Annotated in this window: 20 protein-coding genes; 11 read left to right on the forward strand and 9 right to left on the reverse strand. The window is 72.1% G+C overall.

Annotation, left to right across the window (positions count from 1 at the left end; translation table 11 throughout):
• The first annotated feature begins 2 nt into the window (after nt 1-2).
• Both acs and ABZS71_RS10695 read left to right on the forward strand, forming a co-directional pair.
• A complete protein-coding gene (gene acs, locus ABZS71_RS10690; RefSeq protein WP_356208844.1) occupies nt 3-1,922 on the forward strand; it encodes an acetate--CoA ligase in 1,920 nt (639 codons plus the stop codon).
• Nucleotides 1,923-1,973: 51 nt separating this feature from the next.
• Nucleotides 1,974-2,525, forward strand: coding sequence for an adenylate kinase (locus tag ABZS71_RS10695; protein WP_356208845.1), 552 nt, complete (start codon nt 1,974-1,976; stop codon nt 2,523-2,525).
• Between the two features lie 391 nt (nt 2,526-2,916).
• Here the strand turns inward: ABZS71_RS10695 and ABZS71_RS10700 are convergent, their stop codons facing one another.
• The 6 genes from ABZS71_RS10700 to ABZS71_RS10725 form a co-directional block, all read right to left on the reverse strand.
• On the reverse strand, nt 2,917-3,333 hold the full coding sequence (locus ABZS71_RS10700; protein ID WP_355848394.1) for a DUF779 domain-containing protein: 417 nt from the start codon (nt 3,331-3,333) through the stop codon (nt 2,917-2,919).
• Nucleotides 3,333-4,856 (reverse strand): aldehyde dehydrogenase family protein, encoded by a 1,524-nt coding sequence (locus tag ABZS71_RS10705; RefSeq protein ID WP_355848397.1) that lies wholly within the window; start codon nt 4,854-4,856, stop codon nt 3,333-3,335. Before ABZS71_RS10705 ends, ABZS71_RS10700 begins: the two co-directional genes overlap by 1 nt.
• Before the next feature lie 52 nt (nt 4,857-4,908).
• The gene (locus tag ABZS71_RS10710; RefSeq protein ID WP_356208846.1) at nt 4,909-6,219 is read right to left on the reverse strand and encodes a GAF domain-containing protein; all 1,311 of its coding nucleotides are present in this window, start codon (nt 6,217-6,219) and stop codon (nt 4,909-4,911) included.
• 39 nt (nt 6,220-6,258) lie between these two features.
• Nucleotides 6,259-6,387 (reverse strand): hypothetical protein, encoded by a 129-nt coding sequence (locus ABZS71_RS10715; RefSeq protein ID WP_355848403.1) that lies wholly within the window; start codon nt 6,385-6,387, stop codon nt 6,259-6,261.
• Nucleotides 6,388-6,606: 219 nt separating this feature from the next.
• On the reverse strand, nt 6,607-6,945 hold the full coding sequence (locus ABZS71_RS10720; protein ID WP_355848406.1) for a hypothetical protein: 339 nt from the start codon (nt 6,943-6,945) through the stop codon (nt 6,607-6,609).
• A 171-nt stretch (nt 6,946-7,116) separates the two neighbouring features.
• The gene (locus ABZS71_RS10725) at nt 7,117-8,385 is read right to left on the reverse strand and encodes a glycoside hydrolase family 18 protein (protein WP_355848409.1); all 1,269 of its coding nucleotides are present in this window, start codon (nt 8,383-8,385) and stop codon (nt 7,117-7,119) included.
• Nucleotides 8,386-8,723: 338 nt separating this feature from the next.
• Between ABZS71_RS10725 and ABZS71_RS10730 the strand changes: the two genes are divergently transcribed.
• Nucleotides 8,724-9,896 (forward strand): acyl-CoA dehydrogenase family protein, encoded by a 1,173-nt coding sequence (locus ABZS71_RS10730; RefSeq protein ID WP_356208847.1) that lies wholly within the window; start codon nt 8,724-8,726, stop codon nt 9,894-9,896.
• Between the two features lie 172 nt (nt 9,897-10,068).
• Here ABZS71_RS10730 and ABZS71_RS10735 read toward each other — a convergent pair whose 3' ends face one another.
• A complete protein-coding gene (locus tag ABZS71_RS10735; protein WP_355848415.1) occupies nt 10,069-10,419 on the reverse strand; it encodes a hypothetical protein in 351 nt (116 codons plus the stop codon).
• A 220-nt stretch (nt 10,420-10,639) separates the two neighbouring features.
• Here ABZS71_RS10735 and ABZS71_RS10740 point away from each other — a divergent pair, with 220 nt between their 5' ends.
• From ABZS71_RS10740 to fxsA, 7 genes are all read left to right on the forward strand, one after another.
• A complete protein-coding gene (locus tag ABZS71_RS10740; protein ID WP_020866923.1) occupies nt 10,640-11,080 on the forward strand; it encodes an Lrp/AsnC family transcriptional regulator in 441 nt (146 codons plus the stop codon).
• A gap of 26 nt (nt 11,081-11,106) precedes the next feature.
• Nucleotides 11,107-12,762 (forward strand): amidohydrolase, encoded by a 1,656-nt coding sequence (locus tag ABZS71_RS10745; RefSeq protein WP_356208848.1) that lies wholly within the window; start codon nt 11,107-11,109, stop codon nt 12,760-12,762.
• A 573-nt stretch (nt 12,763-13,335) separates the two neighbouring features.
• Complete coding sequence (gene lnt, locus ABZS71_RS10750) at nt 13,336-15,099, forward strand: apolipoprotein N-acyltransferase (RefSeq protein WP_356208849.1); 1,764 nt, start codon at nt 13,336-13,338, stop codon at nt 15,097-15,099.
• A 65-nt stretch (nt 15,100-15,164) separates the two neighbouring features.
• Nucleotides 15,165-15,959: a polyprenol monophosphomannose synthase gene (locus tag ABZS71_RS10755; RefSeq protein WP_356208862.1), complete on the forward strand. Its 795-nt coding sequence runs from the start codon at nt 15,165-15,167 to the stop codon at nt 15,957-15,959.
• A 113-nt stretch (nt 15,960-16,072) separates the two neighbouring features.
• On the forward strand, nt 16,073-16,267 hold the full coding sequence (locus tag ABZS71_RS10760) for a Rho termination factor N-terminal domain-containing protein (protein WP_355848424.1): 195 nt from the start codon (nt 16,073-16,075) through the stop codon (nt 16,265-16,267).
• Nucleotides 16,268-16,359: 92 nt separating this feature from the next.
• A complete protein-coding gene (locus ABZS71_RS10765) occupies nt 16,360-16,554 on the forward strand; it encodes a hypothetical protein (protein WP_356208850.1) in 195 nt (64 codons plus the stop codon).
• Nucleotides 16,555-16,608: 54 nt separating this feature from the next.
• Nucleotides 16,609-17,217, forward strand: coding sequence for an FxsA family membrane protein (gene fxsA, locus ABZS71_RS10770; RefSeq protein ID WP_356208863.1), 609 nt, complete (start codon nt 16,609-16,611; stop codon nt 17,215-17,217).
• 85 nt (nt 17,218-17,302) lie between these two features.
• Here fxsA and ABZS71_RS10775 read toward each other — a convergent pair whose 3' ends face one another.
• Nucleotides 17,303-17,677: an RNA polymerase-binding protein RbpA gene (locus ABZS71_RS10775; protein ID WP_014056358.1), complete on the reverse strand. Its 375-nt coding sequence runs from the start codon at nt 17,675-17,677 to the stop codon at nt 17,303-17,305.
• Nucleotides 17,678-17,933: 256 nt separating this feature from the next.
• Entirely contained in the window at nt 17,934-18,587 is a 654-nt protein-coding gene (locus tag ABZS71_RS10780; RefSeq protein ID WP_356208851.1) for a hypothetical protein, read from the reverse strand.
• A 96-nt stretch (nt 18,588-18,683) separates the two neighbouring features.
• Here ABZS71_RS10780 and ABZS71_RS10785 point away from each other — a divergent pair, with 96 nt between their 5' ends.
• The gene (locus ABZS71_RS10785) at nt 18,684-20,207 is read left to right on the forward strand and encodes a PLP-dependent aminotransferase family protein (protein WP_356208853.1); all 1,524 of its coding nucleotides are present in this window, start codon (nt 18,684-18,686) and stop codon (nt 20,205-20,207) included.
• Nucleotides 20,208-21,144: the final 937 nt, after the last annotated feature.

Raw genomic sequence — 21,144 nt, forward strand, 5'->3', positions numbered from 1 at the left:
ACATGACGTTCCCGTCCGCTGAGGAATCGACCCCGCAGGCCGGCGCGACGGCCGACCCCTACGCGCAGGCGAACGCCGACCGGGAGTCCTTCTGGGCCGAGGAGGCCGGACGGCTGCACTGGGACACCAAGTGGATCGAGGTGCTCGACTGGTCGGACGCGCCGTTCGCCCAGTGGTTCAGCGGCGGAAAACTGAACGTGGCGTACAACTGCGTCGACCGCCATGTCGAGGACGGCCACGGCGACCAGGTCGCGTTCCACTGGGAGGGCGAGCCGGGCGACACCCGTACGATCACCTACGCCGACCTCCGGCGCGAGGTCTGCGGAACGGCCAACGCCCTGCTCTCGCTCGGCCTGACCGCGGGCGACCGGGTCGCCATCCAGCTCCCGATGATCCCCGAAGCGGTCTTCGCGATGCTGGCCTGCGCGCGCCTCGGGCTGCCGCACAGCGTGGTGTTCGGCGGCTTCTCCCCGGCCGCGCTGCAGTCCCGAATCGAGGATGCCGAGGCGAAGCTGCTGATCACCTCGGACGGCCAGTACCGCCGGGGCTCGGCCGTGGCGATGAAGGACGGCACCGACGAGGCCACCAGGAAGACCCCCAGCATCGACCATGTCCTGGTGGTCAGGAGGACCGGCGGGGAGGTGTCCTGGACCGAGGGCCGGGACCTGTGGTGGCACGACCTGGTGGACGCCCAGCCCGAGGAGCACACCCCGCAGCCGTTCGACTCCGAACACCCGCTCTTCATCCTCTACACCTCGGGGACCACGGGGAAGCCCAAGGGCATCCTGCACACCTCGGGCGGATACCTGACCCAGGCCGCGTACACCCACCGGGCCGTCTTCGACCACCGCCCGGGCCAGGACGTGTACTGGTGCACCGCCGACATCGGCTGGATCACCGGCCACTCCTACATCGTGTACGGGCCGCTGGCCAACCGCGCCACCTCCGTCATGTACGAGGGGACGCCCAACACCCCGCACGAGGGGCGCCACTTCGAGATCGTGCAGAAGTACGGCGTGTCCATCTACTACACCGCGCCGACCCTGATCCGGTCCTTCATGAAGTGGGGCGATGACATCCCGGCCCGCTACGACCTGTCCTCGCTGCGGGTGCTGGGCAGCGTCGGCGAGCCGATCAACCCGCAGGCGTGGCTCTGGTACCGGGAGCACATCGGCGGCAACCGTACGCCGATCGTCGACACCTGGTGGCAGACTGAGACCGGCGCCGTCATGATCTCGCCGCTCCCCACGGGCACCACGGCCCAGCCCCCGAAGCCCGGCTCGGCCCGGACCCCGCTGCCGGGCATCTCCGCCCTGGTCGTCGACGACCAGGGCCGGCCGGTCGACCGGGGCGGCAGCGGCTACCTCGTCCTGGACCAGCCCTGGCCGTCCATGTTGCGCGGCATCTGGGGCGACGAGGAGCGCTACCGGGACACGTACTGGTCCCGCTTCGCCCAGCAGGGCTACTACTTCGCCGGGGACGGTGCGCGGTACGACGCGGACGGCGACATCTGGCTGCTGGGCCGGGTGGACGACGTCATGAACGTCTCCGGACACCGGATCTCCACCGCCGAGGTCGAGTCGGCCCTGGTCTCCCACCCGACCGTGGCCGAGGCCGCCGTCGTCGGCGCGGCGGACGCGACAACCGGACAGGCCATCGTCGCCTTCGTCATCCTGCGTGACGGCGCTCCGGAAGGCGGGGCGGACGTCGCCGCGGCGCTGCGCGAGCACGTGGCCAGAGAGATCGGCCCGATCGCCAAGCCCCGTCAGATCATGGTCGTTCCGGAGCTGCCGAAGACCCGCTCCGGCAAGATCATGCGGCGACTGCTCCGCGACGTAGCGGAAAACCGGGAAATCGGCGACGTCACCACCCTCGCCGACGCCTCCGTCATGAACTCGATCAACGCGGACACCACCTCCTGAAGCCCCCCCGCCCCACTCACCACACAGCAGTCAGAAGGGCACAACCATCCGATGCGACTCGTCCTCGTCGGCCCGCCTGGCGCGGGCAAAGGCACCCAGGCAGCCCTGCTGAGCAGGGAGCTCGGTGTCCCTCACATCTCCACCGGTGACCTCTTCCGCCAACACATCAACGACCGGACACCACTTGGCCGCGAGGCCGAGCGCTACCTGGACGCCGGCGAGCTCGTACCCGACCACATCACCAACGACATGGTCCGCCGCCGCCTCGCGGAAGACGACGCACGCGAGGGCTTCCTCCTGGACGGCTTCCCCCGCACCATCCAACAGGTCGACGTGCTCTCGGACATCCTCGCCGAGAACGGCGCAGAGCTGAACGCGGTACTGGAGTTCAGCGTCCCCGAGCACATCGTGGTGGCCCGGCTGCTGGGCCGCGGCCGCCCCGACGACACCGAAGACGTCATCAAGCACCGCCAACAGGTCTATCGCGACGAGACCGCGCCCCTGCTCGACTCCTACATCGGGATCCACGTGAAGGTCCACGCCGTAGGCCCGGTCGAAGAGATCGCCGAACGGGTACTTAGCACCATCGCCACGCGCTCGTAACCAGTCGGCCGCCCCCAGTGCTGAGTGAGCGTCATATCCATGCCACCAATCGGCCCCGGGCGTCGTGATGATGACCCAGCGATTGACTTACGAGGTCCAAGGCGGCGCGCATGGACGACGGCGATCCGGTCGTTCTCTCCCGGGGCCCGCTGGCGGATGGCAAGTCCTGGCGTTCATAGCGGGCGGGCTTCCTCACCGGGGGGTCCCGGAGCTCACACACGCTCTGTGTCAACTCCGACGCTACGGAGACCCTGGCCTGCCCTGACTTCCCACCGGGTTGCAAGGACCCCCTCCATACGGACGGGGCCGGACCCCCGTAGGCAGTCCGGCCTCATCTCCGCCACCGCCTGCGCCAAACGGTGGCCGTTGAGCACCTGTGGAGGGCGGCTCGTCATCCTGGTACGTCGGCTCCCGTCGGCAGCGGCGGTTCGGCAGTGATGTGCTCCAGTTCGTCCTCGGTGAGGAGCCGGGACCTGAGCAGGAACCGCACGCCCTCGGGGGCTTCCAGAGAGAACCCGCCGCCCCTGCCGGCGACCAGGTCGACGGTGAGGAAGGTGTGCTGCCAGTACCGGTACTGGTCGGCACTCATCCAGAACGGCGTATCACCGGCCACCCGGCCGAGCAGCACATCGGCCCCGCCGACCCGGAACTCACCGCGTGGGTAGCACATCGGTGCGCTGCCGTCGCAGCAGCCGCCGGACTGATGGAACATCACCGGCCCGTGCTGCCCGGTCAGCCGCCGCACCATGTCCTCGGCGGCCGGCGTGAGCCGGACGCGTGGGGTGCGGGCAGCGGCGCGGGCACCCATCAGAAGAATCCGAGCTTCTGGGCGGAGTAGCTGACCAGCAGGTTCTTCGTCTGCTGGTAGTGGTCGAGCATCATCTTGTGGTTCTCGCGGCCGATCCCGGACTGCTTGTAGCCGCCGAAGGCGGCGTGTGCCGGGTAGGCGTGGTAGCAGTTCGTCCACACGCGGCCCGCCTGAATGGCGCGCCCGGCCCGGTACGCGGTCGTGCCGTCCCGGGTCCACACGCCCGCGCCGAGCCCGTACAGCGTGTCATTGGCGATCTTGATCGCGTCGGCGAAGTCCGTGAACCGTGCCACGGCCACCACCGGGCCGAAGATCTCCTCCTGGAAGACCCGCATGTGGTTGCCGCCCTCGAAGATGGTGGGCCGGACGTAGTAGCCGCCCTCCAGCTCACCGCCGAGCTCGGCGCGCGCCCCGCCGGTCAGGATGCGGGCGCCCTCCTGCTTGCCGATGTCCAGATACGAGAGGATCTTCTCGAGCTGGTCATTGGACGCCTGGGCCCCGATCATGGTGTCGGTGTCCAGCGGATGGCCTTGGGTGATCTTCTCCGTACGGGCCACGGCCGCGTCCATGAACGCCTGGTAGTGGCCCTCTTGGACCAGCGCGCGGGAGGGACACGTGCACACTTCGCCCTGGTTGAGGGCGAACATCGTGAACCCTTCCAGAGCCTTGTCCAGGAAGTCGTCGTCGGTGGCCGAGACATCGTCGAAGAAGATGTTCGGGCTCTTGCCGCCGAGTTCCAGCGTGACCGGGATCAGATTCTCGCTCGCGTACTGCATGATCAGCCGGCCGGTCGTGGTCTCCCCGGTGAAGGCGACCTTCGACACGCGCGGGCTGGAGGCCAGCGGCTTTCCGGCTTCCACCCCGAAGCCGTTGACGATGTTGACCACGCCCGGCGGCAGCAGATCGGCGACCAGGCTCATCCAGACATGGATGGAGGCGGGCGTCTGCTCGGCCGGCTTGAGGATCACCGCGTTGCCCGCGGCCAGCGCCGGGGCGAGCTTCCAGGTGGCCATCAGGATCGGGAAGTTCCACGGGATGATCTGGGCGACCACGCCCAGCGGCTCATGGAAGTGGTACGCGACCGTGTCGTCGTCGATCTCGGAGAGGCTGCCCTCCTGGGCCCGGATCGCCCCCGCGAAGTAGCGGAAGTGATCGATGGCCAGCGGGATGTCGGCGGCCAGCGTCTCCCGCACCGGCTTGCCGTTCTCCCAGCTCTCCGCCACCGCGAGCTCTTCGAGGTGCTGTTCCATCCGGTCGGCGATCCGGTTCAGCACGGCTGCCCGCTCGGCGGGCGCGGTACGGCCCCAGGCGGGGGCGGCCGCGTGGGCGGCGTCCAGAGCCCGCTCTACGTCCTCGGCGGTGCCCCGGGCGATCTCCGTGAACGGCTGCCCGTTGACGGGGGTCGGGTTCTCGAAGTAGCGGCCCTGGGCGGGCGGTACGTACTCGCCACCGATCCAGTGGTCGTAGCGTGGCTGATAGCTGACGACCGAGCCCTCGGAGCCCGGGTTTGCGTAACGCGTCATGGGCGGCCCTCTCGTGGTGGTGGTCCCTCACTGGTCCCTGTCGACGACGAGGCTAGACACCGCTACGTTGCACGGACGTTGCGTCCCGGCGAGCGACTCCGGCCAGTCCGTACATCTCGCGCAGCCGCCGCACCCGCGCCGCCGGTGCGGCCCGGTCGGGCGCGTGCGGCGGAAGGGCGGTCAGCAGTGCCTCCGCCACCTCCAGATCGTCCTCGCCCCACGGCGTCTGCGCCCACCGCCGCAGCAGCTCCGGATCGCCGCGGGACAGCACGGCCCGCCGCACCCCGTCCTCCAGCACCCGGCGCGTCCGGCACACCCCCGGCGCCTCCGACAGCGGCAGCAGCGGCCCCGGATACGCCCGCAGGGCCGTATACGCGTCACCGGCCGCCAACTCCTCGCTCACCGCCGCCATATCGGTGCGTACGGACTCGCGCAACCGGTACGGACGCGACCCGAGCAGCGGACCCACCAGCCGGCGCAGCCGCGACAGCTCGGCGCGCAGCGTCACCGGGGACTGCCGGTCCGCCCGGGGCCCGTACAGCTCCAGCGCCAGCCGGTCTCCGGTCAGCCCCTCCGGATGGCTCGCCAGCAGCACCATGATCTCGCTGTGCCGCCGCCCGAGCCGCAGCCGCCGGCCGTCGGTGACCAGCAGCGCCTCATCGCGCCCCAGCGCCGTCAGACAGATCCGCGGCCCCCGCGCCCGCGGCGCCTCCGCGGCCAGCTGGGCCTCGGCGGCGCGCGCGGTCGCCTGCACCAGGGCCAGACTGTGCGGGGCGGCCAGATGGTCGCCGCCGGTCAGATCCACCGCGCCCAGCAGCCGCCCGGTGTGCGGATCGTGGACGGGGGCGGCGGCGCAGGTCCACGGCTGCACACTGCGGTTGAAGTGCTCCGTGGCGAAGATCTGCACCGCATGGTCCACGGTGAGGGCCGTCCCGGGCGCGTTGGTGCCGGCGTGGGACTCGTCCCAGCGCGCCCCGGCCACGAAGTTCATCCGCTCGGCCCGGTCGCGTACCCCCGTATGCCCCTCCACCCACAGCATGCGCCCCTGCTCGTCGCAGACCGCGAGCAGATGGGCCCCCTCGTACGCGATGGTCCCCAGCAGCTCCCGGAACAGCGGCATCACCCGGGCCAGCGGATGCTCAGCCCGGTACGCCTCCAACGCGTCGTCCGACAGATCGATCGGCGCCACGCACTCCTGTGCGACCCGTGCGTCGACCGAACGCCGCCAGGACTCCGCCACCACGGGGCGCACCGTCGGGCCCACCGCGCCCTCGATCAGAAACGCCTCATGGGCGCGGCGAACGGCGCGGGTGCGCTCCGCCGGGTCGGCGCCGGACACCATCGCCAGCCAGGGATTGACCACGGGTCCTCATTCAGCGGTACGGAGGGGCGGGTGAGTCGGTCAGGTGGGCGGGGACGGGGCGGGTGCGACGCCGGGCGGTGAGGCATAGCCGCAGGAGTGACAGATCTTCCACCCGTCCTGATTGACGGCGAGTTGGCCGCCACAGCTCGGGCACTGCTCGGAGCTCATGATCGATCCTTTGGTTCATGCGCACCGGGCGGTGTGGGCCGCCCGTGCGCCACATTTCCTTGTGAGGCGGATGCCCCGCAATAGTCAGAACAAGCCGCGTTCAGGTACGGGGCCCGGTCGGCCCCCGTTCACGCGGGCTTACGGCGCGTGAGCTCCCCCCGGCGTCGCCGCGCGCCGCGCGGGTGCGGCCATGAGGGCGTCAGGGAAGCGGGCCACGGGCTACGGGGGCTGCGGGCCACGGGCTACGGGGGCTGCGGGCCACGGTGCTCGCGGCGGTCTGCGCGCTGTCCGTACGAGGCGGGCCCTGCCCTCGGGTGTCATACGGGCGTGCGCCTCGGCGATGCCCGGCCGCTCGGCGACGGAGCGGGCGGCGGCCTCACTGTGGCCGCTCGCGAGGACGGGCCGGGGTCCGAGCCGCCTGAGGTGGTCGATCGTGCGGTAGCCGCCGGAGCGGAGGCTGTCGCCGAGGGCGACGACGGCCTCGGCGCGGGCCTCCACCGGCAGGTGCACGGCGGTGTGACCGTGCCGCTCGGCGGCCCGTACGGCGTCGTCGAGCACGGACGGCAGCCGGACCGGGCGGTCCGCCGGGACGCGGCCGGGAGCCGGACGGCCTCCGCGACCGATACCCCCGCGCGCTCGGAAGGGAGTCACGGGGCACCGGCCGCGCACCGTCATGCCGTCGGGCGGGGAGCCGGATCGCGGCTCCCCGCCCGAGGCGTACGGGTCCGGTCAGCTGATGGACTTGATCAGCTCACCATTGGAGGTGTCGCCGCTGAGCTCCCAGAAGAAGGTGCCGCCCAGGCCCTGCTGCTGCTTGTAGCTCATCTTGCCGGTGATGGTGGAGGGGGTGTCGTAGCTCCACCACTGGCTGCCGCAGTGCGCGTACGCCGTCCCGGCGACCGTGCCGGTGGCCGGGCAGGCGCTCTTGAGCACCTTGTAGTCCTCGATGCCCGCCTCGTAGGTGCCGGGGGCGGCGCCGGTCGCCGTGCCGCCGGGGGCGTCCTGGGTGACGCCGGTCCAGCCGCGCCCGTAGAAGCCGATACCCAGCAGCAGCTTCGAGGCGGGGACGCCGAGTCCCTTGAGCTTCTGGATGGCGGCGTCGGTGGTGAAGCCCTGCTGCGGAAGGCCGCTGTAGGAGGTGAGCGGGGAGTGCGGGGCGGTCGGGCCCTGTGCGGCCCAGGCGCCGAAGAAGTCGTACGTCATCGGGTTGTACCAGTCGACGTACTGCGCCGCGCCCGCGTAGTCGGCGGCGTCGATCTTGCCTCCGGACGAGGCGTCCGCGGTGATCGCCGCGGTCACCAGGTTGGACTGACCGAACTTGGCGCGCACCGCGGCCATCAGGTTCTTGAAGGCGTCCTGGCCGCTGCTGTCGCAGGTGTTGCCGCAGGCGTTGGGGTACTCCCAGTCGATGTCGATGCCGTCGAAGACATCCGCCCAGCGCGGGTCCTCGACCAGGTCGTAGCAGGACTGGGCGAAGGCGGTGGGGTTCTTGGCGGCCTCGGCGAACCCGGACGACCAGGTCCAGCCGCCGAAGGACCACAGCACCTTGAGGTTCGGGTGCAGCTTCTTCAGCTTGCGCAGCTGGTTGAAGTTGCCGCGCAGCGCGCCCGCGTCCCAGGTGTCCGCCGTGCCGTCGACGCTGGACGCGGCGTCGTACGCCTTGTCGTAGTCGGCGTAGGCGTCGCCGATGGCGCAATTGCCGCCGGTGACATTGCCGAAGGCGTAGTTGATGTGGGTCAGCTTGGCGGCCGACCCGGAGGTCTCGATGTTCTTGACGTGGTAGTTCCGCTGGTATATGCCCCATTCGGTGAAGTAGCCGACCACTTTGTTGCCGGCTGCCTTGGTGCCCGGCGTGGCGGCCTTTCCGGCCTTGGGGGCGGCCTTCGCCGTGGCCCCGCGGGGTTCACCGGCCACGGCCGAACCCGCGAGCAGAGTGGCGGCCAGTACCGCCGTACAGATCGCCGCGAGCGCGGCGAGCAGTCCGCGTGGTCTGAGCATGGAATCTCCTCGGTGGGGGGTGAGGGGAGTGAGGTGCCCGACGACCTGATCAAAGCTTGACATGAACGCGCAGGGCACGGTGGGGAAACGGTAGAAGGACTAGACCAGTGGGGTCAATGGTTCGGACCAATGCGCTCCGCGCCCGCAAAGTTGGTTGAAGATCGACCAACCGGTGACGGAAGGCCCCCGATCGGGCATACTCCAACCGCCGCAGTGCAGGTCACCACCCGCTCGAGACCCGACGGGGGCGGACCGGCGGTGCGACACCACCCGGCGGCGCCGCCACAACCCGGCGTACGCCGCCGCCGCGCCCGACAAGGGGAGAGGAGAGCGCCGCCATGACCGACCACGGCCCGCAGCCGGTGGAACGCGAGCTGCCCACCGAGGAGGCCCGCGACCTGATCTCGCTCGTCCGCGAGCTGATCGAGCGGGAGATCAAGCCCCATGCCGCCGAGGAGGAGGCCGCCGGCCGCTTCCCCCGCGAGCTGTTCACCCTGCTGTCCGAATCCGGGCTGCTGGGGCTCGTCCACCCCGAGGAGTTCGGCGGCGGCGACCAGCCCTACGAGGTCTATCTGCAGGTCCTCGAGGAGCTCGCCGCGGCCCGCCTCACCGTCGGCCTCGGCGTCAGCGTCCACACCCTGGCCTGCCATGCGCTCGCGCGCTACGGCAGCAAGGAGCAGCTGACCGAGCACCTTCCCGCGATGCTGGGCGGCGGACTGCTCGGCGCGTACTGCCTCTCCGAGCCCTCCTCCGGCTCCGACGCCGCCGGGCTCACCACCCGGGCCACCCGGGACGGCGACGGCTGGACGCTGGAGGGCACCAAGGCGTGGATCACCCACGGCGGCATCGCCGACTTCTACACCGTGCTCGCCCGCACCGGCGCCGAGCGCACCCGTGGCATCAGCGCCTTCCTCGTCCCCGGCGACGCCCCCGGGCTCTCGGCCGCCACACCCGAGCACAAGATGGGCATGAACGGCTCGCCGACCGCCCAGATCCACCTCGACGGCGTCCGGATCCCCGACGCCCGCCGGCTCGGCGAGGAGGGGCAGGGGTTCGCGATCGCCCTGTCCGCCCTCGACGCGGGGCGTCTGGGCATAGCGGCCTGTGCCATCGGCGTCGCCCAGGCGGCGCTGGACGAGGCGCTCGCGTACACCGCGCAGCGCCGGCAGTTCGGCCGGCCGATAGCCGACTTCCAGGGCCTGCGCTTCACGCTCGCCGACATGGCCACCCAGATCGAGGCCGGGCGCGCGCTGTACCTGACGGCGGCGCGGCTGCGGGACGCGGGGCGGCCGTTCTCCAAGCAGGCGGCGATGGCCAAGCTGTTCTGCACCGACGCCGCGATGCGGATCACCACCGACGCCGTCCAACTGCTGGGCGGATACGGCTACACGGTGGACTTCCCGGTCGAGCGCTATATGCGTGAGGCCAAGGTGCTGCAGATCGTGGAGGGCACCAACCAGATCCAGCGCGTCGTCATCGCCCGCAGCATCGCGGGCCCGGAGAGCCGCTAAGGGTCAGAATCGGTCACCCCCCGGCTGAGGGCGCCTCCCAGCGGTGCTGGGGGGCGAGCCGAGGGGGTGCGCCGCGGTCGAAAAGGAGAGCGCGCGAAGGCCGCGAGGAACGAGTGGCCGTGCACGGTCGACTGTCGACAGGGGCTGAAGTGCCCCGGAGGCGAACCGAGCCCTAAAAAGGGCGCGGGGGGCGCGCCCCGGGGCCACCGATGTGCGAGAACGGCTGCATCCGCCAGTCCAGGCCCTCCGGCAGCGTCAGCAGCAGCGCGGCGTCCTGCTCATGGGCGTCAAGCGTCGCGTCCGCGGGCAGGGCGTCCGCCGCTTTGCGCCCGGTGCCGGCACACACCGTGAGGCCGAACGGATCCCACGGGGAGGAGCACAGGGCGTGCTCCGGAAGAACGTCCTCGTCCGCGAGGAGCGCGATGGGGCGCGCGCAGTCCGGGCAGGTGACCCGGAACATCTCATAGGTCTCGTTATCGTCGGTATCCATGTCGCCTTCGTCGAGGCGCTCAAGATAGGGCATGAGTTTCCCCCTCGGGTGAGCCGGCCAGGCGCGTCGGCCTCGACCACAGCAAGCATTTCCCTCGGCGCCGTACAGGTAATCGTGGCACCCGCCAGGACACTCGTGAGTAGATGTGGTGTTCATCACATGCCCGCCGCAGGTGCGCCCGAACCAGGGGCCTCTGTCCGTTGCGCGCCACCCGCTGTGCCGGAGGGCCCCCGACCACATAAGGTGATCGGCTGTGGAGGAGTTGGACAGACAAATCGTGGAGCTGCTCGTCAAGGACGGGCGGATGAGCTACACGGACCTGGGCAAGGCCACCGGCCTGTCCACATCGGCCGTGCATCAGCGGGTCCGCCGCCTGGAACAGCGGGGTGTGATCCGCGGCTATGCCGCCGTCGTCGACCCGGAGGCCGTGGGGCTTCCCCTGACCGCCTTCATCTCGGTCAAACCCTTCGACCCCAGTGCCCCCGACGACATCTCCGAGCGGCTCGCCGAGGTGCCCGAGATCGAGGCGTGCCACAGCGTCGCGGGCGATGAGAACTACATCCTCAAGGTGCGGGTCGCCACGCCGCTGGAGCTGGAGCATCTGCTGAGCCGGATCCGCTCGCTGGCCGGCGTCTCCACCCGCACCACCGTCGTCCTCTCCACCCCCTACGAGGCGCGCCCGCCGCGCGTCTGAACAACCGACCCCGCGAGGCCCCCGCCGTGACCCACCCGACCCCCGACCCCGAGCCGGCCGCCGCCGCCGAAGGCCGTACCGTCCTGCTGCGCGGCGGTGAGGTTCACAGTCCCGCCGATCCGTTCGCGACCGCGATGGTCGTCGAGCGCGGCACCATCGCCTGGGTCGGCTCCGAGGGCGCCGCGGACAGTTTCGCGGACGGCGTGGACGAGGTGATCCAGCTGGACGGGGCGCTGGTGACCCCCGCGTTCACCGATGCGCATGTGCACACCACCGCGACCGGGCTCGCCCTCACCGGCCTCGACCTCTCGGACGCCCGTACGCTCGCCGACGCGCTCACGCGGGTGCGCGCCCACGCCGCCGCCCGCCCCGCCGACCGGATCCTGCTCGGCCAGGGCTGGGACGCCAGCCGCTGGCCCGAGGGACGCCCGCCGTCCCGTACCGAGCTCGACGAGGCCACCGGCGGCCGGCCCCTCTACCTCAGCCGGGCCGATGCGCACTCCGCCGTCGTCACCACCGCGCTGCTCGACCTCGTCCTGGACGTGACCGGCCTGGCCGGCTACCGCCCCGACGCGCCCCTGACCGCCGCCGCCCACCACGCCGTGCGTGCCGCCGCCCACGCGAGCGTGACCGCGACCCAGCGCACCGACGCCCAGCGCGCCGCCCTCGCCCGCGCCGCCTCGTTCGGCATCGGCTCCGTCCATGAGTGCGCGGGCCCCGACATCTCCTCCGAGGACGATCTCACCGGGCTGCTGCGGCTCGCTGCCGAGGAGCCCGGCCCGCGGGTCCACGGCTACTGGGCCGAGGCCGCGAGCAGCGTCGCCGACCTGGACAAGGTGCGCGCGCTCGGCGCCATCGGCGCGGCCGGTGACCTCTTCGCCGACGGCGCGCTCGGCTCGCATACGGCGTGTCTCCACCAGCCGTACGCCGACGCGCCGCACACCGGCACCGCCTATCTCGACCGCGCGGCCGTCGCCGCCCATGTCACCGCCTGCACCGAGGCAGGGGTCCAGGCCGGGTTCCACGCCATCGGCGACGCCGCCGTCACGGCCGTCGTCGAGGGCGTACGGGCCGCCGCCGACAAGGTCGGCCTCGGCCGCGTCCGCGCCGCCCGGCACCGCGTCGAACACGCCGAGATGCTCACACCCGAGACCATCGCGGCCTTCGCCGAACTCGGCCTCACCGCCTCCGTGCAGCCCGCCTTCGACGCCGCCTGGGGCGGCGGGCAGGGCATGTACGCCCAGCGGCTCGGCCCCGGGCGGGCCCGCACCCTCAACCCGTACGCGGCGCTGCTGCGCGCCGGTGTGCCCCTGGCGCTCGGCTCCGACAGCCCCGTCACCCCGCTCGACCCCTGGGGCACTGTGCGCGCCGCCGCCTTCCACCGCACCCCCGAGCACCGGATCTCCGTACGCGCCGCCTTCACCGCCCACACCCGCGGCGGCTGGCGGGCCATCGGACGGGACGACGGGGGTGTGCTGGTGCCCGGCGCGCCCGCCGACTACGCGATCTGGCGGAGCGGCGAGCTCGTCGTCCAGGTCCCCGACACGCGCGTCGCCGGATGGTCGACCGATCCGCGCTCGGGCACGCCCGGTCTGCCCGACCTCACCCCCGGCGGTCAACTGCCCGTGTGCGTGCGCACGGTGGTGTCCGGGCGTACGGTCCATCTCCGCCCGGACGAGTGACGCGCGGGTCCCTCGTACCGCCGAACGATGATCCCCCGGCCTGTTGTGCCATCTGAACACCGTCCGTACTGACCTGGTCATTTGAGGAAACGGCGCAGGTCATGCGGCTGTTGACAGGGTGCGGTCGGTGGCCGGTAGGTTCGGCCGAGTCCACCACTGGACGCCCGACCGGGGAGTCTTCACGCAGTCGTCGAACGCCGCTGGGCCAGAGGGAGACGCGCCACACCGGTGCGCCACCACTGGGAGCCAGGTCCAGCGCACGGGGGCGAGGGAGGGATCGCCGGGTCGGCAGGTGCGACCCGGGAGGGGCCCGGACGCTCAGTAGACAACGGCTCTCGGTCGACCCGCAGCCGGCGGGTCCCAGGTCGGCCCGAAGGGCGTCGGGCCCCCACTCCGCACGCGCACACGGCGGACCGCCCCCGGTCGCGGGTGCGGCGCCGCCGAGTCCGGGAACCCCCGCCACGGCCGAAGCGTTCCGCACCCCGAGACCACTTTCCGCACCTCGGGGCGGGACCTTCGGGCCCGCGTTATACGGTCACCTCACCACAGCACGACTTGCAGGAAGGCCGCACCGTGCCCTCGGGTTCCGACACCACCGCCGAAGCCGCCTCGTCCGGACCGGACGCAGGCCGGCCGGCCGCAGACCGCCCGGCCGCCCGGCCAGGGCCCGCCGCCGCGCCCCGCGACGGCGGCGGGGAGGCCGCGGGGTCCGCGTCCGGGCCCGCCGCCGCGCCCGCGTCCCCCGAGGGGGAGCGGCCCGGCCGGCTGCGCCGCCTGGGCGCTCTGGCCTGCCGTGAGGCGCGGCGCAGCGCGCTCGCGGCCGTGAGCGGTCTCGCGCTCGGCTTCGCCTTCCCGCCGTTCGGGGTGTGGCCGCTGTCCCTGCCGGCCGTGGCCGCCCTCGCCCTGCTCACCCACGGCCGGACCGCCCGCCAGGGCGCCTGGACGGGCTTCGCCTTCGGGGTGCCGTTCTTCGTCCTGCTGCTGAAGTGGCTCAGCGTCGTCGGATGGGACGCGGTGGTGGGCCTGTCCGTCATCGAGGCGGCCTTCCTCGCGCTGATGGGCGCCGGTCTCGCCCTGGTCTCCCGGCTGCCGGTGCGGGCCCTGTGGCCGCTGTGGACGGCCTGTCTGTGGGTCGCCGAGGAGTGGGCCCGCGACCGGGTGCCCTTCGGCGGCTTCCCCTGGGGGCGGCTGGCCTTCGCGAACACCGGGTCGCCCTTCACCCCGCTTGCGGCGCTCGGCGGCGCCCCGCTGGTCAGCTTTGGCGTCGCGCTCGCGGGCGGGGCGCTCGCCGCCGCCGCGCTCACCCTGTGGCGGCTGCGCGCCGCCGGGGGCCTCTCGCCGCGCGGCGCCCTGCCCGCCGCCGGGGCGGTGGCCGCCGCCGCGGCCGTGACCGTGTCCGGGTACGCCGTGCCCATCCCCACCGCCGCCGACGACTCGGTCGACATCGCCGTGGTCCAGGGCAATGTGCAGCAGGCCGGTATGGACTTTCTGGGCCGCCCCATGAAGATCCTCAACAATCATGTGGACGCCACCCTCGGCCTGGCGAAGGACATCAAGGCGGGCCGGATCAAAAAGCCCGACCTCGTCATATGGCCGGAAAACGCCTCCGACCTGGATCCCTTCGAGTACCGGGAGGCCTACGCCCGGATCGACGGGGCCGTGAAGGCACTCGGCGTCCCGGTGCTGGTCGGCGCCCTGGTGGACCACCCCGCCAAGAAGGGCTATGTGGAGAACCAGGGCATCGTCTGGGACCCGAAGAGCGGACCCGGCGCCTCGTACACCAAGCAGCACCCGGTGCCCTTCGGCGAGTACGTGCCGTTCCGCCAGGAGCTCAGCAAGGTCATCACCCGGCTCCAGCGGGTGCCGCGCGACTTCTACCCCGGCGACCACACGGGTCTGCTGAAGGTCGGCCCGGCCCGGCTGGGCGATGTGATCTGCTTCGAGGTCGCGTACGACGAGATCGTCCGCGACACGGTCAACGCGGGCGCCCGCGCGATCGTCGTCCAGACGAACAACGCCACCTACGGGCGCAGCGGCCAGCCCGAGCAGCAGCTGGTCATGTCCCGGCTGCGGGCGATCGAGCACGGCCGTCCGGTGATCACGGCGGCCACGAGCGGTATCAGCGCGGTCGTCTCGCCGGATGGCACGATCGAGCAGCGGACGAAAGAATTCACGCAAGATGTGCTCACCGCGCGCATCCCGCTGCGTGACGGCACGACCCTCGCCGACCGCGTCGGTGCGATCCCCGAGTGGGTGCTCGCTATGGTGGGCGTTCTGTCCTGCGCGGCCGCGATCATGATCGGCCGTCGGGGACGTACGGACGAGAAGGGGCAGTAGCCGTGAGCGACGCACGCGAGGCGGGGGAGCCGCGCACCGAGGCTGAGCAGCCGGGCACCGAGGGCATGGATCCGGAGCCGCGCCGCACCAGCCAGGACGACGGTGGTCAGCGGAAGTACGGTCCGCTCGGCACGACCTTGGTGATCATCCCGACCTACAACGAGGCGGAGAACATCAAGCTGATCGTCGGGCGGGTCCGGGAGTCCGTGCCCGACGCGCACATCCTCGTCGCGGACGACAACAGCCCGGACGGCACGGGCAAGGTCGCCGACGAGCTCGTGGTCGAGGACGACCATGTCCATGTGCTGCACCGCAAGGGCAAGGAGGGCCTCGGCGCCGCCTATCTGGCCGGTTTCCGCTGGGGCATCGAGCACGGCTACGGCGTCCTCGTGGAGATGGACGCCGACGGCTCGCACCAGCCCGAGGAGCTGCCCCGGCTGCTCACCGCGCTCAAGGGGGCGGATCTGGTGATCGGTTCGCGCTGGGTGCCCGGCGGCCGCATCGTCAACTGGCCCAAGTCCCGCGAGTTCATCTCCCGTGGCGGCAGTACGTACTCCCGGCTGCTGCTCGATGTGCCGATCCGCGATATGACGGCCGGCTACCGCGCGTTCCGCAAGGAGACCCTCGAAGGTCTCGGCATGGAGGCCGTCGCCTCCCAGGGGTACTGCTTCCAGATCGACCTGGCCTGGCGCGCGATCAAGGCGGGCTTCCATGTGATCGAGGTGCCGGTCACCTTCATCGAACGGGAGCGCGGGGAGAGCAAGATGAGCCGTGACATCGTCACGGAGGCGGCGTGGCGGGTCATGTCCTGGGGTGTGGGCTCCCGGGTGAACAAGATTCTGGGCCGCAAGGACGGGTAGCCGCCGCCCCGATAACGCGGCAGCCGGCGGCGCACGGTGGTACAGCGCTCGGAGTAGTCCCGCAGGCGTCTTCCGGCCCCTTCCCGGACACTGAAGGCGGAAGGAGGCGGAACATGGCTAAATCGACCATGAAGAGCGGCAAATCCGCCACGCCGCGCCGGACGATGGACCGTAAGGGTGCCAAGTCCGGCGGTGGCATTGAGGCGCGGACCAAGGAAGAGCTGTACCGCGAGGCCAAGAAGGCCGGCATCGAGGGCAGGTCGCAGATGTCGAAGAGCCAGTTGATCTCGGCCCTTCGCGACCGCTGAGACCGGTCGGGGCTCCCCCTGCCGGCGCCCCCTCCGCCTTGCGTGTCCGGTACGGGGCCGGCAGGGGAACGCCTATCGGACGCCGGGGGACGGTGAGCGCGGCGGACGGCTGGCTGCTGGCGGCGCTGGTGCCGCTGCTGGCCCTCGCGCCGGTCCTGTGGTGGATCGCCAGCGGCGAGCCGAAGGACCGGCTGATCGCCCAGAACCTCACCTCGCTGCCGGCCGGCCTCTCCGTCCTGCCGGCCGCCCAGGGCCTCGGCCGCCCCTCGTGTGATCCGCGGCGTTGATCCGCGGCCCCGGGGTCCGGGTCCCGTCCGGGCCCGGGCACACTTGGATGCATGATGACCGGACCGTCGCAGCCAACCGACCCGACCCGCCCGAAGCGCTCACGTGCCCGCACCTTCCTGCCGCTGGGGATCGCCGCCTGGCTGGTGCTGGAGATCTGGCTGCTGACCGTGGTGGCGCGGGCGGCCGGCGGGCTGACCGTGTTCCTGCTGCTGGTCGCGGGCGCGGTCGTGGGCGCGGCCGTGGTCAAGCGCGGGGGCCGCCGGGCCTGGCAGAGCCTGACTCAGTCCATGCAGCCGGGGGCCCGGGCGGGGGAGCCGTCGGCGCGGGCCGGAAGCTCCTTCACGATGCTCGGCGGGCTGCTGCTGATGATGCCGGGGCTGATCTCCGACGTGGCCGCGCTGCTGTGTCTGTTCCCGCCGACCCAAGCGCTGCTGCGGCGCCGCGCCGAGGGCGCGTTGTCGCGCCGGCTGGGATACGTGCCGGGGTCGCCGTCCGACCCCTTCCGGCAGGCCAGGGAGGGCCGGGAGGGCGGGGAGCGCCCGCAGGAGGGCAAGGTCATCCAGGGCGAAGTGATCCGGGACGACGAAGTGGTCCGGGACGGCGACGTGATGCGGGACGACAAGGACGGCGGCGACGTGATGCGGGACGACAAGGACGGCTGAGTCCACGGCGCATCAGCGCGCGCAAGGGCCGGGGCCACTGCTCAGCAGTGGCCCCGGCCCTTGCGCGTCAGTGCTGCCCTACTGGTCAGGCAGACTTACGGGTGTCCCGCGGATGCACGGCGATGTTCATGGCACCGGAGCGCAGAACCGCCAGCCGCTCGGCCAGCACCTCCTCCAGCTCCTCGCGGGTGCGCCGCTCCATGAGCATGTCCCAGTGCGTGCGCGCAGGCTTGCCCTTCTTCTCCTCAGGACCATCGCCGTCCACCAGGAGTGCCATGGCGCCGCACGCCTTGCACTCCCACTCCGGCGGGATCTCCGCCTCTACCGAGAACGGCATCTCGAATCGATGTCCGTTCTGGCATGCGTACTCCACCGCCTGGCGCGGGGCCAGATCGATGCCGCGGTCGGTCTCGTAGCTGGTCACCACGAGTCGCGTGCCGCGGAGAGCTCGCTCACTCATGAATCGTGCCTCCCGGGCTTGTCGCCCACAGGACAGGTGTCGCTGTCGTCGTCATCCGGTCAACGTCCGGTCGGCGGTGAAGATTCCCGTGTTGGGACATGCGTCGCCCGTCGTGCCGCCCCGTTGTTCTACCCACAGGCGCCCGGTTTGTCACATCTGGCAGCAGATGTCACCCAGCGTTTCTGGTACTTTAGCGCGCAGTAACGGTCCGCCTGGTAGGCCAAAGGCGTACACTACCCCTCCACCCGCTTGAGCTCTAAATCAGGTCCTTGATCCGGCCCTCCGTTCCGCCCCGGACCACCACGCCAGAGCCCTCCCCGGCGGGTGCGGGGATCGCGAAAAGGCGCAGGAAGAACTGTGACAGCGGCCCTATGGTCAGCGCGTACAGTACCGTGCCCACCCCCGCGGATCCGCCCAGGACGAGCCCCGTGGCCAGTACCGCCACCTCGATCCCCGTCCGCACCAGCCGGATCGACCGGCCGGTGCGCCGGTGCAGCCCCGTCATCAGACCGTCCCGCGGACCCGGCCCGAACCGCGCCGAGATATAGAGCCCGGTGGCCGCGCCGCACAGCACGATCGAGAAGGCCAGCAGCGGAATCCGCACCGCGAGCGCGCCCGGCGCCGGAACGAGCCACAAGGTGGCGTCCACCACCGGGCCGATCACCATGACATTGGACACCGTCCCCAGCCCCGGCCGCTGCCGCAGCGGAATCCACAGCAGGAGCACGGCGGCACCGACGATCATCGTCACCGTACCGAACGACAGCGGGGTGCGCTCGCTGATCCCCTGGTGAAAGACGTCCCAGGGGTCGAGCCCGAGCGTGGCGCGCAACTGAAGCGCCATGGACACGCCGTACAGGGTGAGCCCCAGATAGAGCTGGACAAGACGGCGGGGGAGGCGGTCGGACAACGCGTGCTCCTGGTGTGAGTGACGGGTGGCATGTCACTCTGTGGTCTGGAACCAGTCCAGTTCCATGGCCAATCCTGGAAAGGTGGACCGCATCCGATGAGTCCGTGGACGTCCGCGGTCGGGGCACCCCAACTGGCCCGGCTGCTCCGGTCACAGCACGCCCGCGACGGCGTGGCCGCCGAGGCGGTCACCTCCCTGACCGGAGCCCGCCGTGTCCCCGCCTACCGCGCCCTCGCCGACGGCGTACGGCTGCTCATCCTGGAGGGCCGGGTCCCGGTCGCGGCGCGCCTGCCCGCCGAGCGCGAGCTCGCCGCCGCGCTCGCCGTCAGCCGTACTACTGTCGCCGCCGCGTATGAGGCCCTGCGCGGTGAGGGGTTCCTGGAGTCGCGGCGGGGCGCCGGAAGCTGGACCGCCATGCCCGCCGGCAGCCCGCTGCCCACCCGGGGGCTCGATCCGCTGCCCCCGGAAGCCGCCGCCTCCGTGATCGACCTCGGCTGCGCCGCGCTGCCCGCCCCCGAGCCGTGGCTCACCCGCGCGATGCGCGGCGCCCTCGACGAACTGCCGCCGTACGCCCGCACCCACGGCGACTACCCCGCCGGACTGCCCGCCCTGCGCCAGGCGCTCGCCGACCGCTACACCGCCCGCGGCATCCCCACCATGCCCGAGCAGATCATGGTCACCACCGGCGCCATGGGCGCTGTCGCCGCCGCCTCCCGGCTGCTGGTCCGGCCCGGTGAGCGCGTCGCCGTCGAATCGCCCTCGTACGCCAACATCCTCCAGCTGATGCGGGAAGCGGGCGCCCGCCTCGTCCCCGTCGCGATGGCCGACCGGCTCGCGGGCTGGGACATCCCCTCCTGGCGCCACGTCCTGAGCGCCGCCTCGCCCCGGCTGGCCTACGTCGTCGCCGACTTCCACAACCCCACCGGCGCGCTCGCCACCGAGGAACAGCGCCGGCAGCTCGTCGACGCCGCCCGCTCGGCCGGGACCGTCCTGGTCGCCGACGAGACCATGGCCGAGCTGCGCCTGGACGACGAGGTGGAACTGCCCCGCCCCGTCTGCGCCTTCGACCCGGCCGGCAGCACCGTCATCACCGTCGGCTCGGCGAGCAAGTCCTTCTGGGCCGGACTGCGCATCGGCTGGGTCCGCGCCGCGCCCGAGATCATCCGCAGCCTCGTCGCCGCCCGCGCCTACGCGGACCTGGGCACGCCCGTCATCGAACAGCTCGCCGTCGCCTGGCTGCTGAACACCGGGGGCTGGGAAGAGGCCATCGACGTACGGCGCGCGCTCGCCCGCGGAAACCGTGACGCGCTCGTCGACGCCGTCCGGCGCCATCTCCCCGACTGGGAGTTCACCGTCCCCCACGGCGGCCTCACCCTCTGGGCCCGCACCGGCGGCCTCTCCGGCTCCCGCATCGCGGAGGCGGGCGCGCGGCTGGGAGTGCGGGTGCCGTCGGGGCCGCGCTTCGGGGTGGACGGGGCCTTCGAGGGATACGTACGGCTTCCCTTCACGGTCGGCGGAGCGGTGGCGGAGAAGGCCGCCACCCGTCTGGCGGCCGCCGTGGATTTGGTCGCCACGGGAGCCGCCACGGAGGCCGAATCGCCGCGCACGTACGTCGCCTGACCCAGGCCTTGCCGCGGCCCGCGCCGCGCCGCCGGGCGTGCGGCGCCGCCGGGCGTGCGGCGCCGGCTTCTCGGGTGCGGGCCGTGGGCGCCTGCGGCGGGTGGATTCCCCCACCCCGCCCCTTCCCGAAACCGGGGCTCTGCCCCAGCCCCCGTCGGGGCTGTGCCCCGGACCCTGTCGGGCGCCCCGGACCTTGTCGGGGCTGTGCCCGAGCCCCTGTCGGGGCTGTGCCCGGACCCTGTCGGGCGTCCCGGACCTTGTCGGGGCTGTGCCCGAGCCCCCGTCGGGCGTCCCGGACCTTGTCGGGGCTTTGCCCCCCCGTCGTGGCTGTGCCCCGGACCCTGTCGGGGCTGTGCCCGGACCCTTTCGGGGCTTTGCCCGAGCCCCCGTCAGGGCTGTGCCCCGGGCCCTGTCGGGGCCGTGCCCGGACCCTGTCGGGCGCCCCGGACCTTGTCGGGGCTTTGCCCCGGGCCCCGTCGGGGCTGGGCCCGGACCCCGCCGGGCGCCCCGGGCCCTGTCGGGGCTGTGCCCCAGCTCTCGTCGGGGGCTGGGCCGCCGGGCCCCGGGCGCCCTTCGGGCATGTCCTCAGCCTTCCCAGCTACCGCTGGGAGGCGCCCCCCTGACGGGCTGGGTTTGCCCGTCAGGGCTGTATTCCGGCTCGGGGCGGCGCCCCGAGCCCAGTCCCTCCGGCGTTTGAGGAGCGGGGTCCGGGGCGGAGCCCCGGCGGGGGTCTGGGGGCGCGGCCCCCTGTTCGGGAAGGTGCGGGAAGGGGCGGGGTGGGGGCTCCGCCCACCGCAGGCGCCACGGCCCGCACCGGGGAGCCGGGCCCGCCAGGGGCCGGGGCTAGCCCGATCCTCCGCACATGACCGATTCGGATGAACTGATGATGTGGCCGGTGTCTCGGCGGGTTGTGGATCGTTGGGCTGGACGTGCCGAT

This window comes from Streptomyces sp. NPDC005393 (genome assembly GCF_040606675.1).
GTDB lineage: Bacteria > Actinomycetota > Actinomycetes > Streptomycetales > Streptomycetaceae > Streptomyces.